Consider the following 15895-nt stretch of genomic DNA (forward strand, 5'->3'; position numbering starts at 1 on the left):
TTTCTCCCAAGGCTCCTCAACCCCGTTTTTCGAAATTTGTTATCGACAAGGTCGTCAAATCTGATATACCAGATCTCATATTAACTTCGGCACGTCAACGGATTTTGGAAAATGATTAATCGCTCGGACACACCCGCCGGTGGCGCGGGATTTGAAAAGATCGACGCCAGCTTCAATGTGACCGTGCGGGATCACGTCCATCGGATGATGCGTGCAGCCATAATTTCCGGGCGTTTTGCAACTGGCGAAAAAGTCAACGAGCGAAGCCTTGCTGAACAGTTTGGAGTCAGTACGACGCCCATCAAGGAAGCCCTTCGGCAGTTGGAGACCGAAGGGTTGGTTGAAGCCCTGCCGCGGCGCGGCGTGATTATTCGGTTTGCAAGCAGTTGGGCAGAGGAAATGATCCTCGCGCGCGCTGCGCTGGAATCGATGATTGCCCATCTGGCTGCAAAGCGGATCGACAAGAAGGGGGGGATCGAACTCGTGGCGACCGCCAATCTGATGCGAGAGGCAACGACATCGGGCGACGCCGACGGTCTGATCGCGCTCAACGAGACCTTCCACGATCTTATCCATAGGAGTTCGCGGTGCAGCTATCTATCAAAGCTGATCGAACGTCAGCAATTTTATGATGCGAGCATCCGTCGCGTCATTCACCTCGATCCGTCGGAGCGCCAGAAGGCGCTCGAGGAGCATGTCGCCATCACCGACGCAATCGTCGCCGGGGATGCGGACAGGGCGGAGCGCTTAATGCGCGACCATGTCGTACGTTCGGGCGAAACCTACCAGTCCATCGTATTTGGAAAGCAGAAGGAGAGTGAGCGTGACTGACAAACTACAGGCCGTAAGAATGGCTCTTTCCGGGATCTCAGGCGTTCCCGTGACACCATACGCGAGCGACGGCTCGGTTGATGTGCAGAAGCTTGAGAAGCTTATCAAGGGGCTTGCCGCGGCCAAGGTCCACAACCTTATGGCGGCCGGCAATACCGGTGAGTTTTTTACGCTCACGATGGACGAGATCCGCCTCGTGCACCAGACGACGATCAGGGCTGCTGACGGCAAGGCTCTTGTCAGTGCGGCCGTCGGTCGTTCGCTGACCGATGCAAAGGCGCTGGCACGCGACGCCATTGCCGCAGGTGCCGATGCGATCATGGGGCATCATCCCATGGATCCCTTTGCCGGACCAGCTTATCAGGCTGCCTATTTCCTCGAGCTGGCGGAATCTTGCACGGTTCCAGTCATCGCCTATGTGCGCAGCGACGGCTTCTCCGTAGACGATTTCCGCAAACTAGCGCTACACCCCAATATTGCCGGTATCAAATTCGCCTCGCCCAATCTCATGCTACTGGCCGAAGTCATCCGCGCGACCCATGACGCACCGGCGATCTGGGTTTGCGGACTTGCGGAAGGTTGGGCACCGGCATTTTACGCGATGGGCGCACGCGGGTTCACCTCGGGTCTCGTCAACGTTTTTCCCGAGCGTTCGCACGCTATCCATACGGCTCTCGAGTCAGGAGATTATGCGGCGGCGCGCGGCCTAATCGATGGAATTGCTCAGTTCGAAGCGTTGCGCACGAAATACAATAATGGTGCCAACGTCACCGTCGTCAAGGAGGCGCTCGGCATGCTCGGGACAGACGTCGGCCCTGTGCGCGTACCAGGCGTGGTCGAACTGAACGTCGCTGAGCGTGAGATCCTGCGCGAAGTCGTGGACCGCGTTCGCTCCGACGCAAACGGTGCTTGAGGGAGAATTTTTAGTGCATATCACTGGCATCAAGACCTACATGCAGCGCGTGGACGAGCGGCCGCGACTGCTTCTCAAGATCGAGACGAGCGAGGGCATCAGCGGCTGGGGCGAATGTTACAATCACGGCCCTGACTGGTCGCTGCCGCCGCTTCTCGACTACCTGTTTCACCAGATCGAAGGCGAAGATCCGCGCCGGGTCGAATATCTCGTCCTCAAGCTCAATCAACAATGCCGGTTTCCTCCCGGAGCTCTGGGCCTTGCCGCGATTTCCGCGATCGACCATGCGTTGTGGGACATCGCTGGCAAGGCTGCGGGTCTGCCGGTATACATGTTGTTGGGTGGCAGCGTCCGTGACCGCGTACGCGTCTACTGTGGCGTCTATACTGCGCCGGATGCAGAACACGCGCTCGATCAGACGCTGAAGCTCAATGAAGACTACGGTTACACGGCGTTCAAACTCAGCCCGTATCGCCGTGATCTGCATACGGGCAGGTGGGGCGAATTGGTCAAGGAGACCGGCGACTGGTTTGGCAGGATCCGCGAGATCACCCCCTCGCATTTCGAATTTGCCTTCGACGCGCATGCCAAGATCTTTGAACCTTACAAAGCCGTTCAGCTTGCCGCGGCGATCGCCCCGAACGACCCACTTTTCTACGAGGAGCCTATTCGCCCGGAGCACATTCCGGCATGGCGAGAATTGAAGTCGAAGGTCAACGTGCCGCTGGCCACAGGTGAGTCTCTCTACAACCGCTTCGAATTCCTGTCGCTGCTGTCGGCACAGGGTGCCGATATCATCCAACCAGACATCTGCGTCGTGGGAGGCGTCTGCGAAATGCGACGAATCGCAACACTTGCTGAAGCGCATTATGTCACCGTCGCACCGCACAATCCGATGGGTCCGCTGGCAACCGCAGTCAATATTCATTTCTGTGCCGCACAGCCGAATTTCCAGATCCTTGAGTTCAAGCCGCATGTCCACGCGCCGTGGGCGCTTGATCCATATATGCCGGTCGATGGACACATGGAGTTGCGGCCCGACCGTCCAGGCTGGGGGATCGAGATCGACGAAAAAGCTTTGCTGACGGACGACTACATTCATTGGCAACGCAAAATCACCAACAAACCGGATGGGTCTACAGCCTATCCGTGAATATGACATGTGCGATATGCCATCGCTGGTACTAATCAAACAATCATGAGGTGCGAGCCGCATGATTGTTAGAAACCTCGCAACTTGCATGAGGAAGGGCGCGTCACCCATTTTGGGATGTTCCGAACGTACAGGCCTGGACACCACAAATCCCGCAGGAATTCGCCAGTTTAAGGTTGGGTCCGTCTGGAGGTTCTCGCTCGATTTCGTTCAAGGCGACTGACGTTCAGGTAAATGACTCCATGTATCGTCATATATCGTGTTGAGGTTGTCTATGAGCGTCTATTAATTCAATCTTTGTCTCTTGAGGCTAGTGTGGGGAAAATCTCACCCCGCGTGACTACGGCAGGAACGCCTTGGTCAAGTTGCAAAGTCTCGAGGACCGTCGAATGAGAATCTCCATCAAACAGATCTTGATTCTCGCCTTCGCAGGTTTGAGCTTGTCTGTTATCGGCCTTGTTGGCAAATTGTTGCAGCAAGAAGTGGCTATCTACCGAAGTTCCACCGAGCTCTCAAAGCTTTCGCAACTAGACGCGCGGCTGTTCGACGTGCTTCTAGGTCTTCGCGGCGAGCGCGGTGCTATTTCCTCGGCGGCTAAGCTGGAACCCGCTGATGTCCAGTCGAGCCTTGCAAACCTGGAGGAGGGCCGTAGGGCGGTCGATCCCGCCGTCGCCTCTGCCAAGACCTTGGCGGATGAAATCGGTTTGGCTACGCTCGACCAATCCATGGCGCCGCTCATGAACGGCTATACGCAGTGGCTTTCCACTCGTCCGCAAATCGACGCCGCTTTGAAACTGGCCGTCGCACAACGGGATCCGGCGCTAGCCAGGAACGCTCAGACACAAGCCGATCAGATGTTGGCGGATCTCGAAAAGGCTGCCAGCGCGGTCGAACTTGTCATCAATGATCGCAATCCGCAACTGACGATGTTCACACAGCTCAGGTCTCTGGGATGGTCGATGCGCACCTACGGCGGCTCGGCAAATTCGACCCTGGTCGGCGCGATTATCGCCAAGGAAGCCCTGAGCCCCGCCAAGATGACCGAGATCGCCGTGCAGGACGGTAAAACGTTGTTTGCCTGGAACCTGGTCAAGCAGATCGTCGCCAGCCCTGCAATTCCTGCGGATATCACCACGCAGTACAAGGTTGCCGAAGCCACTTATTTTGGCGGAGCTTATGCGGAGCGAAAGGCCGCGGCGCTAAAAGCGTTTGCAGCCGGCCTGCCTATGGAAATGGCCGTCGACGAATGGCGCAAACTTGCGGCTCCGGCGCAGGCGTCACTCGCCGATATCGCGGTTGCTTCGCTGAAGCAGATGACCGCGGTGACCGCAGAAAACGTTTCCACCGCATCACTCTCCATCGTCATCTACGGCTTCGCTATGGCTCTGACCTTGGCCCTGTCGATCGCCGGCATTCTGATGGTGATCTTCCGCATCGCAAATCCAATCGGCCAATTGACCTCCGTCATGCGCAAGCTGGCGGGCGGCGACCTGTCGGTGGTGATTGCCGGCTCCGGCCGAAGCGACGAAATCGGCGAGATGGCCAAGGCCGTCGAGATCTTCAAGGATGCCGCCTTGCACAATAAGGCGATGGAAGCCGAAACCGAAGCGTCGCGCAAGACGGCCGAAATCGAGCGCATCGCCTTCCAGGAACGCGCCGAGCGGGAAGCGGAAGAGCGCCTGACGCAGGCAACTTCGGGTCTCGCCCGCGGTCTCCAGGCGTTGGCATCCGGTAACCTCGCCTGCGAGATCGACGAAGTCTTCACCGCACAATTCGAAAGCCTGCGTCACGACTTCAACAGCTCCGTCCAGCAACTGCGCTCCACGCTAGAAAGCGTTAGTCACAGCGCGCTGAGAGTGCGCGGCGGCAGCGGTGAGATATCCTCTGCATCTGACCAGCTTGCCAAGCGAACTGAACAGCAGGCCGCCTCGTTGGAAGAGACGGCCGCTGCCCTCGAAGAAGTCACGACCAATGTCCGCCAGACTGCGGACCGCGCCAGCGAAGCGCGCGAAATGGTCCGTGATGCCAGCACCCGCGCCGGATCGTCCAGCACGGTGGTGTCCAATGCCATTGATGCGATGAACAAGATCGAGGCGGCCTCCAGACAGATCACCAGCATCATTAGCGTGATCGACGAAATCGCGTTCCAGACCAACCTTCTGGCGCTCAATGCCGGCGTCGAGGCCGCCCGGGCCGGGGATGCCGGCAGAGGCTTCGCTGTGGTCGCCCAAGAAGTTCGCGAGCTTGCCCAGCGCTCCGCCAAGGCCGCTAAGGAGATCAAGGGTCTGATCGGCAACTCCGAGACCGCTGTCACCCAGGGCGTCACCTTGGTCAGCGACACCGGCGCTGGCCTGAAGGAGATCGCAGATTTGGTCAACGCCATCCATCAACACATGGAGGCGATTGCCACCGCCGCCAAGGAACAGGCTCTGGGCCTGTCGGAGATCAACACCTCCGTCAACCACATGGACCAGGTCACGCAGCAGAACGCGGCAATGGTCGAGGAAATGAACGCTGCTGGTGCCGGCCTGGCCGAAGAGAGCGTCCAGCTTTCGGAGCTTCTTAATAGGTTCGAAATGGGAACCGCCATGTCTGCAGGCCGCCAACCACCCCACGCAAGCCACCGTCACGCCGCTTGATTCTCGACCACAGGCCCGCGACTGCGGGCCTTTCCTTCCGGCCCCTTGCTTACTGCAAATGGCACCATTCGCATCAGCATGGACAACACCTTTTTGGTGACCGACTGGCTTTCCGCCAGCAGACATCGGCGGTGCCTCCCACACGCCGTTCCGCGCCCACCAGAACAGCACGGCGTCCCTTTTAGGTTGTTTTGTTATCGCGTTCCCCGCAGAGGGGCAGCTTCGACCTCTGCGTTGTAACGGGTCAATTGTGCGTCGCCGCGGGCCAGCGCTGGCTCAGGCGGAGAGGTCGCTGATTGCAGAGCCTGCGATAACATCGCGAATCTCTGGTAAGGCGGGATTACTATTCTCAGCGCTCCAGATGGCATGCAGCTCTGCAACGCATTGCTGCCTGAGGTCGAGCGGGCGGAATACGACGTTGTCAAAACAGGCGTTGCGGGTTGCCGCAGGCACGATCGCGAGGCCTATACCGGCGCTGACCAGAGACAGGATGGCCTGAGAATGGGTGATGCTCTGGACGATGCGAGGCATGATGCCATGTTCTGCCATCAATGCGGTGACCTTATCGTGCAAATAGCGCGCTTGGGGTGAGAACATAATTATCGGCATATTGTTCAAGGCGTCCAGTCCAGGCCTGCGCCTTGCCGCAAGCGGATGCGCTCTTGGTATGGCTAACATCATGAGCTCACGCACAACGCTGAGACTTTCCAGTTGGTGTGCGCCTGAAAGCGGGCGGGACAGGCCCATATCTATCTCCCCACGATTGATCGACTGCAGCTGTTCGGCTGTTTCCATCTGCACCAGTTCGAGTTCGATCCGGGGGGCAAGTGCTCGCGCTGCACTGATAAAGTTTGGCAAGAAGCCGTATGTCGCTGCGCCGACGAAGGCGATGCGGATCGAGCCTACGCTGTCTCGAGCAGCACGGCGAGCAGCGGTTTTCGCCGCGTCACCCTGGGCCAGAAGTTTTTGAGCTTCTACGAGAAAGGCATGTCCCGCTGCCGTCAAAGCCACACGTCGACTCGTGCGCTCAAAAAGGGCAACATCCAGCTCCTCTTCGAGCAGTCTGATCTGACGGCTAAGGGGTGGCTGGGTCATGTTCAGACGACGCGCTGCTCGGCTGAAATTCAGTTCGGATGCCACCATAACGAAGGATCTGACCTGTCCCATATCCAGCATCAATTCAATTCCTGTATCGATATCTGTCAATATTCGATTTGGACTTAAATCGATCGGGCGGATATTGGTCAAGAGAAACGCACTCTGTGGAGGGCGAAGGCTAAAATAAGGTGGAGACATGAACGCGCAAAAGGCACCAACGAACCTATCCCCAAATGTGATGAATGCCGACAGCATTGCCTGGATCAGGCTTTCGTCGATCTTCTTGCCGCTGAAGACGCCGATCAGCGACGCCAAGGTTTTGACCGGGCGACAGAAACCGCTCACCGAGGTGGCGTTCCTGTTTGCCGAGATCGAGACCAAAGATGGCCACAGCGGCATTGGCTTTAGCTATTCCAAGCGCGCGGGCGGGCCAGGTCAATACGAACACGCCAAGGAAATAGCCCATGTTCTCATCGGCGAAGATCCGAACGATATTGGGAAGCTTTGGAACAAGTTGTGCTGGGCTGGTGCGTCCGTTGGGCGTAGCGGACTTGCAGTGCAGGCGATCGCAGCGTTCGACGTCGCGCTTTGGGACCTCAAAGCCAAACGCGCCGGTTTGCCGCTTGCAAAGCTACTTGGAGCCCATCGTGACAGCGTCCGGTGCTACAACACATCAGGCGGGTTTCTTTCCTCGCCGATCGAAGAAGTTCTCGACAATGTCGAGCAGTCAATTGCGGCAGGCATTGGCGGCATCAAGATCAAGGTCGGGCAGCCAGACATGAATATTGACCTCAAGCGTGTTGCGGCGGTTCACGAGCAAATTGACGACCGCTCGGCGATGATGGTCGATGCAAACCAGCAATGGGATCGTCCAACTGCAATGCGCTTTGGGCGGCTGATGGAGCCTTATCATCTGACGTGGATCGAAGAGCCACTGGATGCCTACGATATCGATGGACATGCTGCGCTCGCAGCCCAGCTCGATACGCCAATTGCAACCGGCGAAATGCTGGCAAGCGTCCCGGAACATGTGGCCCTTATCCAAAACAATTCCGTGGACTTCATTCAGCCAGACGCGCCGCGCGTGGGCGGCATCACGCAGTTTTTAAAGATCTGTGCGCTTGCAGAAGCGAAGAAGCTGCAGCTAGCCCCGCATTTTGCGATGGAAATCCACCTGCATCTTGCCGCCGCTTATGAGCTTGAGCCATGGGTAGAGCATTTCGATTGGCTTGATCCCTTGTTCAACGAGCGTTTGGAGATCAAAGACGGCAGGATGCTGGTGCCGAACCGGCCGGGTCTGGGTATCACGCTGTCGCAACAGGCCGGACAGTGGACGCGTGGAGTGGCAGAGTTCGGCAAGCGACCATAAGCTAACCATACTTCAGGCTGTCCCTCGGGCGACGATATGGAAATCGATGGTAATCATCGTTTCGACATTTGGGTCACCTTTGATTTTCCTGAGGATAGACCGTGCCGCCTGGGTGCCGATATCGCGGCGGTCGATCCGTATTGTGGTGAGCGGCGGATGTGTATGGGGTGCGAAGTCGAAGTCACCGAAGCCGATAATGGCGAGCTTATCGGGCATGCGGCATCCTCGTGCGTGCGCTTCTGCAAGGGCACCATGGGCAACAACATCTGACGAGCAAAAGACGCCCAGCGTATCTTCGCCGCGAGTGAGGAGTTGCGCCATCGCAAGGCGTCCATCACGGAAGGTCGACGGGGAGCTCATGTCCAGCTCCGGAAGCTCGACATTCGCAATGCCCTTGAGGCGATTAACGAAGCCATCGCGACGTTGGACTGCGCGTGGGTCGTTGGCGCCGATCTGTGCATAGCGATCATAGCCACGGATGAGTAGATGCTCGGCGGCCATTGCGCCGACGCCATCGTGTGAAAAGCCAACCGCTGTATCGAGTGGCGAGGGTGTTGAATCCCAAATTTCAACGATCGGGAGGCCAGCACCTGTGAGCATGGCTCGGGTTTCCTTGAGATGGGTGATGCCGGTCAGGATAATGCCGTCGGGACGCCGGGCAAGGATGGCGCGGGTGAGCTCCAGCTCACGCTTGGCATCGTACCCGGATAAACCGAGTAGAAGCTGGTAACCGGCAGAGACCAGTTCGGCATTAAGGCCTTCAATGGTTTCGGCAAATATCGTGCTGGCGACGGACGGAACAATTGCTGCGATCAGTCGAGTTTTTCTGGAGGCAAGGCCGCCAGCCAGAAGGTTCGGCACATACCCTGTTCGAGCGATGACCTTCTCGATCGCTTCCAAGGTTCGCGGTTTGACCAGTGCCGGGGTATTAATGGCGCGCGATACGGTAACGGGCGAGACGCCGGCTAGTTTGGCGATATCAGCCAGCGTTACCGGGCCACTGGTCGTGATGTGCCTTCGCTTGTCATAGTCAGCCATGATCATCGCTCCTGTTAAAATGAGTTACGCTTTCATTCCTGTCGAAATCAAGGGCTTCGATTATTGAAATGCCGTTAAAATCATTAACATATTGAATTACAATTACAATTATTTCGCGCTTCAAGGTTGCAGCCGAGGATTTTCACAGTAGAATGAAAGCGCTTCCATTTTACCGGTAGGAGGATGCCGGGGGGTGGTCTAGTGGGGCCGGCCAGACGCCGGACAAGTGGAGGAATTACAATGAACCTCAAACGTTTAACGACGTTTGCGGCCGCTATGGCCGTAATATGTGCATCCGGCCTCCAGCCGAGCCATGCGCAGGACTATCCAACCAAGACCGTAACCGTGGTCGTTCCATTCGCGGCGGGTGGCAATACGGACACTTTCGGCCGCCTCGTCGCGGAAGAACTCGACAAGCGGCTGGGACAGCGTTTCATCGTTGAAAACAAGCCGGGCGCTGGTGGGAACATCGGTCTTGGCGATCTCGCCCGTTCCAAGCCCGATGGCTATACCATAGGCATGGGCACGGTGAGCTCGAATGCCATCAACCAGACTCTTTACAAAAAACTGCCTTATGACAAGGAAAAGGGCTTCGCGCCAATTTCTCTTATCGCCAGCCTGCCCAACGTTCTGGTCGTCAACCCCGACAAGATCAAGGCCAACAATGTCGAGGAACTGATTGCGTTCCTGAAGACGGAGCCGGGTAAGCACACATACGCATCTTCGGGCGTGGGCACGTCGATCCACCTGGCGGGCGAGTTGCTGGCGACGAAGGCCGACATCAAGATCACTCATGTACCCTACAAGGGCAGTAGCCAGGCCATCCTCGATGTCGTCGCGGGACACGTTGATATGATGTTCGACAACATTCCCACGGCCGCCCAGCAGGTGAAGGCCGGCAAGGTCAAGGCGTTGGCCGTCACCAGCCTGGAAAAGGCCGCTCTCCTGCCCGACGTACCAACCATGGCGAGCGTCATTCCCGGCTTCGACGCGACCTCGTGGCACGGCCTCTTCGCGCCTCCCGGCACGCCACCGGAAATCGTGGAAAAGCTTAGCAAGGAAGTGCAGGCGATCATCGCCGAGCCGGCAATGCAGGAAAAGCTCAAGGCGATGGGCGTGACGCCGGTTGGCAATACGTCTGCCGAATTCCAAGTCTTCATCGACAAGGAAACAGCAAAGTGGGCCGACGTAATCAAGGCGGCCAACGTGCCGCTGCAGTAAGGCAATCTGTCGGCTGGGGACTAGTCGTCGGCCGGCACGTCTTTCACACGCGAGTATCATGCCATGCTGAAAATTAGAAATGGCCGCGACTTTGTTGGCGGTGTGACAATGATCTGTGTCGGACTGCCTTTTTTATGGTTCGGTCGGGAACTGGAAGTCGGAGACTCCTTTCGCATGGGTCCAGGCTATTTTCCGACGATGCTGAGCCTCATTCTGTTGGCGATCGGCGCGATGATCATCGTTCAGTCGCTTATGGTTGATGCTGAAGACAGCGAGCCGGATGTGTGGAACTGGAAGGCGTACAGCTTGGTAATCGCAGCGCCGGTGGGCTTCGGGCTGCTATTGTCCGGTCTCGGTCTCGCTCCCACCATCGTGCTGCTAATAGCCGGGGTAGGGGCGGCGAGCCGTTATGCCAACTGGCGTCATTCGATCCTGCTCGGCCTCTTTCTGGCCGTCTGTTCTGTGCTGGTGTTCACGAAACTTCTGTCGCTTCCTGTTAGCGCCTTCGGACCGTGGGTGCCATTCATCGGCGACCTCACTTAACGCTCGCAGCCAGCCGACGAAACCGGATTGGATTGCTTATGGATATCTTCTCTAACCTCTGGCTGGGTGCCTCGACAGCATTCATGCCGATGAACCTGTTCTACGGCTTTGTTGGCTGCCTTTTGGGCACCGCGATCGGCGTTCTGCCGGGGCTGGGACCGACCGCGACCATCGCCATGCTTTTACCTATCACCTTCGGTCTGCCGCCGGAATCCGCACTCATCATGCTGGCCGGCATCTTCTATGGGGCCCAGTATGGAGGCTCGACCACAGCCATTCTCATCAACCTGCCGGGTGAGAGCTCATCCGTCGTCACCGCGATCGACGGTTACCAGATGGCGCGCAATGGCCGAGCGGGCGCGGCGCTTGCGACAGCGGCTCTCGGTTCCTTCTTCGCCGGAACGGTGGCGACCATCCTGCTCGCCGTCGCAGCCCCGCCACTTGCCGCGGTGGCACTTAATTTTGGGCCGGCGGAATATTTCTCGCTCATGGTCCTCGGCCTTGTGGCATCGGTGGCGCTTGCCAGCGGATCGTTGCTAAAGGCGTTTGCGATGATTGTTTTCGGACTTGTGCTGGGGACGATTGGGACGGATGTCGAAAGTGGTACGCCCCGTTATGTGTTCGACATCCCGGAACTCTACGATGGTTTAAACTTCGTCGCAGTCAGCATGGGCATATTCGGGGTATGCGAGATCCTGCGCAATCTGGAGAACGAGCAGGAGCGTTCGGTCGGGGTCAAGAAGGTGACCGGCTTGATGCTGACGAAAGAGGATTTGAAGCGGATCATCGCGCCTGTTCTGCGCGGCACTGCGCTTGGCTCGTTCCTGGGCGTATTGCCGGGGGGCGGGGCGATGCTTGCCTCATTCGCCTCCTATGCGATGGAAAAGCGGATATCCCCGAACCGAGCCGAATTCGGCAAGGGAGCTATAGAGGGCGTTGCCGCACCGGAATCAGCGAACAATGCCGGGGCGCAGACGTCATTTATTCCGATGCTGACACTCGGTATTCCCGGCAATCCAGTCATGGCACTGATGGTAGGGGCGATGATCATCCAGGGTATCACACCCGGACCAAACGTCATTTCCGACGAGCCGGAACTGTTCTGGGGCATGATCGTCTCAATGTGGTCGGGCAATCTGATGCTCGTGATCCTCAACCTCCCGCTTATCGGACTTTGGGTGCGCATGCTGACCGTACCCTACCATTTGCTGTTTCCGGCGATCATCGCCTTCTGCTGCATCGGTGCCTACAGCATCAACAACAGCGTCTTCGACGTCTTCGTCATGGCAGGCTTCAGCATTGTTGGTTTCGCGCTCACGAAGATGCGCTTCGAGCCCGCGCCGCTTTTGCTTGGGTTCATTCTCGGGCCAATGCTGGAAGAGAACCTGCGCCGCGCGATGCTCATTAGCCAGGGCGATCCGTCAATCTTTCTGCGTAGCCCCCTCAGCCTATCATTGCTGGTGTTCGCCGTCGTGGTGCTAGCACTCGTGCTGGCACCGAGTATCCGCCGGAAACGTGAGGAGGCTTTCACAGAATAACTAATTTTGGCACTGTAAGCTTAAATCCGTGACACCATTCTAAGCGCGTGAGGTTCTGGCTTACGCGGCGTGAAGGCGTCCGACTTGCCGCAATGCTAGCGTGGCTGCTGATCGCAGATCGCGGTGTTGCGCAGATGGCATGGCGGGAACGTTGAGAGTTTGGTGATCTAGTCGTGGTTAGAAACGAAACGCTGAAGCTGTCGAGCTGACTTGAAGCGCTTCATGATCCTCTCCCGTATTCAGACGGGTTGATGGGAGCCCCCCGCTCGATTGTTCAGTCCCCTGACAACGGTGGTCGACGCCAGCCAAATTTGCCCGCTTCGCTGCATTCTACGACCGCGACTTGTCGGTTATCTTATACTCGGCGCGCGGCCTTGCGCTTTCAGGAGCTTGTGCATCAAACGCTTTGCCGTCTTGGCATTGCGGTGGGCACCTCCCAATTATACGCGGACCTGATGGCCAGCGCCCGAGCATCCGGAAAGGCGATCGGGAAGGCCGATCGATACATTGCTGCTACGGCTGCAGAAAACCATCTCGCGGTCGCAACGCGAGATACAAGCCCATTTTGAAGTAGCCGGATTGAGAGTTATCAATCCCTGGGCCGCCTAAGCCTTTAGAATTGCAGGTCACTGGTTCGATTCTCATCAAGAACTTGACGCCACGAATGTTCGCATCGTTTTCGGTCAGACAATCGTCGATGCAAATACCCACCGCCTTTATCCTTAGAGCCTGGCGATACATGTTTCGGTTCGTGGTTGGTTTCTAATGGAATCCATCCACGTAATAAAGCTGATGCATTCAGGTTCGTCGATTTGGATGTGGCCGCTTAGGATTTTTGCGTCATATCACGTTCAGTTTTCCAGACGCTCCTCATGAGATTGTCCAACGTCTGGCGTTCGGCGAGGCCCTTTGCGCTTTGACAGCAGTGAGGCTTGCTCAGTCAGATAAAAACCGCAAAGTCCATTCTAGGTGGATCGCTAGCTCAGCGATCAGCCAACGCTTTTATAGGGTGAGATGCAGGCGCGTAACGTTTGCCTAATGGAGAGTGAGGATGAGGCGGTTTGACTTCACGATAAGACTGGTCTCGGCGTTTGCAGTTCTGGCTATCCTTATCGTGTCCCAAGGTCTTCTTAACAGACACATCGCCACAGAGGCAGAACAGCAGGTCGTTCGCGGACGATATGCGGGAGATATTCTTTCCGGTCTGCTGGAGCTGTCGGCAACCAAACAGCGGCTGCGCGCGTGGTCTTTGCGGGCGCTGATTGGCGCAGATCATGCTCCGAGCGACGGCGAAATTCTGCGCAATCATATGGCTGCGACCATCGAACAGCTTCAGCGTATCAGCCAAGAAACGCGTAGGATGGATCATCTGGCCGGTGCACCCGCCGATGATGACGATGCGCGCGATGAAGCCTTGCAGCTGATCTCCGGCAGTGTCATTGCACTGAAACCTGCCATCGAAGACATAAGGTCTCATACGGGAGCAGATGATGTGCGAACGGCCTGGGCGTCCATCGAGAAAGTTTTCGATCAGGGAGCCGGGCGGGATCTTCGCGAAGTCCTCAACGACACCATCGCCAAGGAACGGTCGCAACTCGACATCACGCGCGCCAATGCGGATGCCGCTCTCCTGCAGCTCAATCGCGTCCTTGCGGTCTTGACGTTCATCATCGCCGTCATTGGCATGGGATTGGCTTACGCCATCGCCAATGCCATCCGCCGCCCGCTCCAGCAAATGTCGGAAGGGGCAAGGGCTTTTGAAGCCGGCCGGCTCGAACATCGTATCCCCGTGACGACCACCGACGAATTTGGCCGATTTGCTGCCAGCATCAACCGAATGGCGTCCGAGCTTTNGGCTCGAGCATCGTATCCCCGTGACGACCACCGACGAATTCGGCCGATTTGCTGCCAGCATCAACCGAATGGCGTCCGAGCTTTTGCTAAGACGAAATGAAGAAGCCAACCACCGCACCGTGCTCGAGCAACAGGTCAGAGAGCGAACGTGTGCCCTTGAGAACGCCTTGTCGCGATTGCGTGCGTCTGAAGGTCGCCGGCGCAGTTTGCTGGCCGATATCAGCCACGAATTGCGCACGCCGACGACAGCAATNGTCGGCGTAGTCTGTTGGCCGATATCAGCCACGAATTGCGCACGCCGACGACAGCAATCCGGGGTGAAGCGGAGATTGCGTTGCGCGGGCAAAAGGAGGATGACGACTATCGCGGATCGCTCGCGCGCATCGGCCAGGCGGCGAGCCAGATGGGAAGCCTGATTGATGATCTCCTGATGATGTCGCGTGGCGAAGATGAGACATTGGCGCTGAACAGGGAGCCGATCGATATTGCAGGTCCGCTTGAGGAAGCGCTGTTGAGTGCTGCCGCCTTGGCCAATCAGCGCAGTGTCACGATCACAACGGATATCGAGGATGCAGAGACGATTGTGGCCGGCGACGCGTTTCGTTTGAGGCAGGTCATCGCTATCCTGTTGGATAATGCCATCCGCTATTCACCTCACGATGGTCACGTCGAAGTGGCGTCCAGCGTTATCGGAAACACCTGGGAATTGATCGTTCGCGACCATGGGATTGGCATCGAGCCTGACGCCATCGACCACGTTTTCGACCGAAATTTCCGCGGCAACAATGCAAGGCTTCATCGCCCGGAAGGCACGGGTCTCGGGTTGTCCATCGCCAAACATCTGATATCGGCACATGAGGGAACGATCACCCTTTCCAGCGATAGTGACGAAGGGACGACGGCCATGCTTCGGTTGCCATTGTTCAGAAACGCTGCCGTTCTTGAATCCGTCGCGGAGACGAAGAAGTGAACATACTCATCATAGAAGACGATCCGAGGGTGGCAGATTTTCTGGAGCGCGGATTACGCGCGGAGGGCTACGGCGTCACCGTCGCACGCGATGGCCCGACCGGTATCGAACGCGCCCATGAGCTATGGAAGGAATGGCGCTCCACAGGCACAAACGGTGCTATCCTGCTCGATCTCATGCTGCCAATCATCAACGGTTCCGATGTTTGCCAGACACTCCGCGCCAGCGGAATATCGGCACCGATTTTGATGCTGACGGCCCTTGGTTCCGTGAATGATCGCATCTCGGGATTGCGCATGGGCGCTGACGATTATCTGGTCAAGCCATTTTCGTTCGAAGAACTGCTGGCACGGATCGAGGCGCTCATGCGCCGCCCCATCGATCTACGCCCGCTTGGGCCAAAGATTTTGTCCGTCGGACTGCTGGAACTGGACCGGGAGTCCATGCGGGTTACCGTGGAGGGCGACGAAATTTCGTTGACAGCAAAGGAACTCGCCCTTCTGGAACTCTTCATGTCCACCCCCGGCAGAGTGCTGAGCCGGGAACGGATTTTGGCGAATATCTGGGGCGCGGGCGAGGACCCGCTGACCAATGTCGTCGATGTCTATGTGCGTCGGTTGCGTGCAAAGATCGACCGCTCGTCGGAGGGTCGATCCTGCATCACAACTGTTCGGGGCATCGGCTACCGTCTTGAAACAGATCGGTAGTCGCTTCCTGCTTCAGGCCGA

Annotated in this window: 13 protein-coding genes and 2 pseudogenes; 12 read left to right on the top strand and 3 right to left on the bottom strand. The window is 57.4% G+C overall.

Annotated features, from left to right (window positions below):
* The first annotated feature begins 111 nt into the window (after nucleotides 1-111).
* The 4 genes from IFT53_RS17565 (at nucleotide 112) to IFT53_RS17580 (ending at nucleotide 5536) form a co-directional block, all read left to right on the top strand.
* Nucleotides 112-831: a GntR family transcriptional regulator gene (locus tag IFT53_RS17565; protein WP_042615813.1), complete on the top strand. Its 720-nt coding sequence runs from the start codon at nucleotides 112-114 to the stop codon at nucleotides 829-831.
* Between the two features lie 19 nt (nucleotides 832-850).
* Nucleotides 851-1744: a dihydrodipicolinate synthase family protein gene (locus IFT53_RS17570; RefSeq protein WP_243258649.1), complete on the top strand. Its 894-nt coding sequence runs from the start codon at nucleotides 851-853 to the stop codon at nucleotides 1742-1744.
* A 13-nt stretch (nucleotides 1745-1757) separates the two neighbouring features.
* Entirely contained in the window at nucleotides 1758-2897 is a 1140-nt protein-coding gene (locus tag IFT53_RS17575; protein WP_077105514.1) for a mandelate racemase/muconate lactonizing enzyme family protein, read from the top strand.
* Between the two features lie 389 nt (nucleotides 2898-3286).
* Complete coding sequence (locus tag IFT53_RS17580) at nucleotides 3287-5536, top strand: methyl-accepting chemotaxis protein (RefSeq protein WP_192068215.1); 2250 nt, start codon at nucleotides 3287-3289, stop codon at nucleotides 5534-5536.
* A 276-nt stretch (nucleotides 5537-5812) separates the two neighbouring features.
* Here the strand turns inward: IFT53_RS17580 and IFT53_RS17585 are convergent, their stop codons facing one another.
* Nucleotides 5813-6712, bottom strand: a complete 900-nt coding sequence (locus tag IFT53_RS17585; protein WP_192068207.1) for a LysR family transcriptional regulator — start codon at nucleotides 6710-6712, stop codon at nucleotides 5813-5815.
* Nucleotides 6713-6830: 118 nt separating this feature from the next.
* Between IFT53_RS17585 and IFT53_RS17590 the strand changes: the two genes are divergently transcribed.
* Nucleotides 6831-8003, top strand: a complete 1173-nt coding sequence (locus IFT53_RS17590) for an L-talarate/galactarate dehydratase (protein WP_274604112.1) — start codon at nucleotides 6831-6833, stop codon at nucleotides 8001-8003.
* 12 nt (nucleotides 8004-8015) lie between these two features.
* Here IFT53_RS17590 and IFT53_RS17595 read toward each other — a convergent pair whose 3' ends face one another.
* Entirely contained in the window at nucleotides 8016-9041 is a 1026-nt protein-coding gene (locus tag IFT53_RS17595; RefSeq protein ID WP_192068208.1) for a LacI family DNA-binding transcriptional regulator, read from the bottom strand.
* A 240-nt stretch (nucleotides 9042-9281) separates the two neighbouring features.
* On the opposite strand from IFT53_RS17595, the gene IFT53_RS17600 reads away from it, so the two are divergent.
* From IFT53_RS17600 to IFT53_RS17610, 3 genes are all read left to right on the top strand, one after another.
* On the top strand, nucleotides 9282-10262 hold the full coding sequence (locus IFT53_RS17600; RefSeq protein WP_042615818.1) for a Bug family tripartite tricarboxylate transporter substrate binding protein: 981 nt from the start codon (nucleotides 9282-9284) through the stop codon (nucleotides 10260-10262).
* Between the two features lie 63 nt (nucleotides 10263-10325).
* Nucleotides 10326-10805, top strand: coding sequence for a tripartite tricarboxylate transporter TctB family protein (locus IFT53_RS17605; RefSeq protein WP_192068210.1), 480 nt, complete (start codon nucleotides 10326-10328; stop codon nucleotides 10803-10805).
* A gap of 38 nt (nucleotides 10806-10843) precedes the next feature.
* Complete coding sequence (locus tag IFT53_RS17610) at nucleotides 10844-12343, top strand: tripartite tricarboxylate transporter permease (protein WP_192068211.1); 1500 nt, start codon at nucleotides 10844-10846, stop codon at nucleotides 12341-12343.
* Nucleotides 12344-12403: 60 nt separating this feature from the next.
* Here the strand turns inward: IFT53_RS17610 and IFT53_RS23790 are convergent.
* A pseudogene (locus tag IFT53_RS23790) lies at nucleotides 12404-12774 on the bottom strand (DDE-type integrase/transposase/recombinase); the annotation flags it as partial.
* A gap of 3 nt (nucleotides 12775-12777) precedes the next feature.
* Between IFT53_RS23790 and IFT53_RS23795 the strand changes: the two are divergent.
* The 4 genes and pseudogenes from IFT53_RS23795 to IFT53_RS24075 form a co-directional block, all read left to right on the top strand.
* Nucleotides 12778-12952: pseudogene (locus tag IFT53_RS23795) on the top strand (VapC toxin family PIN domain ribonuclease); the annotation flags it as partial.
* Nucleotides 12953-14027: 1075 nt separating this feature from the next.
* Nucleotides 14028-14196, top strand: a 169-nt coding sequence (locus tag IFT53_RS24170; protein ID WP_446737691.1) for a HAMP domain-containing protein, incomplete at its 3' end; no start/stop codon positions are given.
* A 269-nt stretch (nucleotides 14197-14465) separates the two neighbouring features.
* On the top strand, nucleotides 14466-15167 hold the full coding sequence (locus IFT53_RS24175) for a sensor histidine kinase (RefSeq protein ID WP_197980288.1): 702 nt from the start codon (nucleotides 14466-14468) through the stop codon (nucleotides 15165-15167).
* On the top strand, nucleotides 15164-15874 hold the full coding sequence (locus tag IFT53_RS24075) for a winged helix-turn-helix domain-containing protein (protein WP_192068456.1): 711 nt from the start codon (nucleotides 15164-15166) through the stop codon (nucleotides 15872-15874). Before IFT53_RS24175 ends, IFT53_RS24075 begins: the two co-directional genes overlap by 4 nt.
* Nucleotides 15875-15895 lie beyond the last annotated feature (21 nt).

The sequence above is a fragment of the Rhizobium sp. CFBP 13644 genome (assembly GCF_014842165.1).
Classification (GTDB): domain Bacteria; phylum Pseudomonadota; class Alphaproteobacteria; order Rhizobiales; family Rhizobiaceae; genus Agrobacterium; species Agrobacterium tumefaciens_C.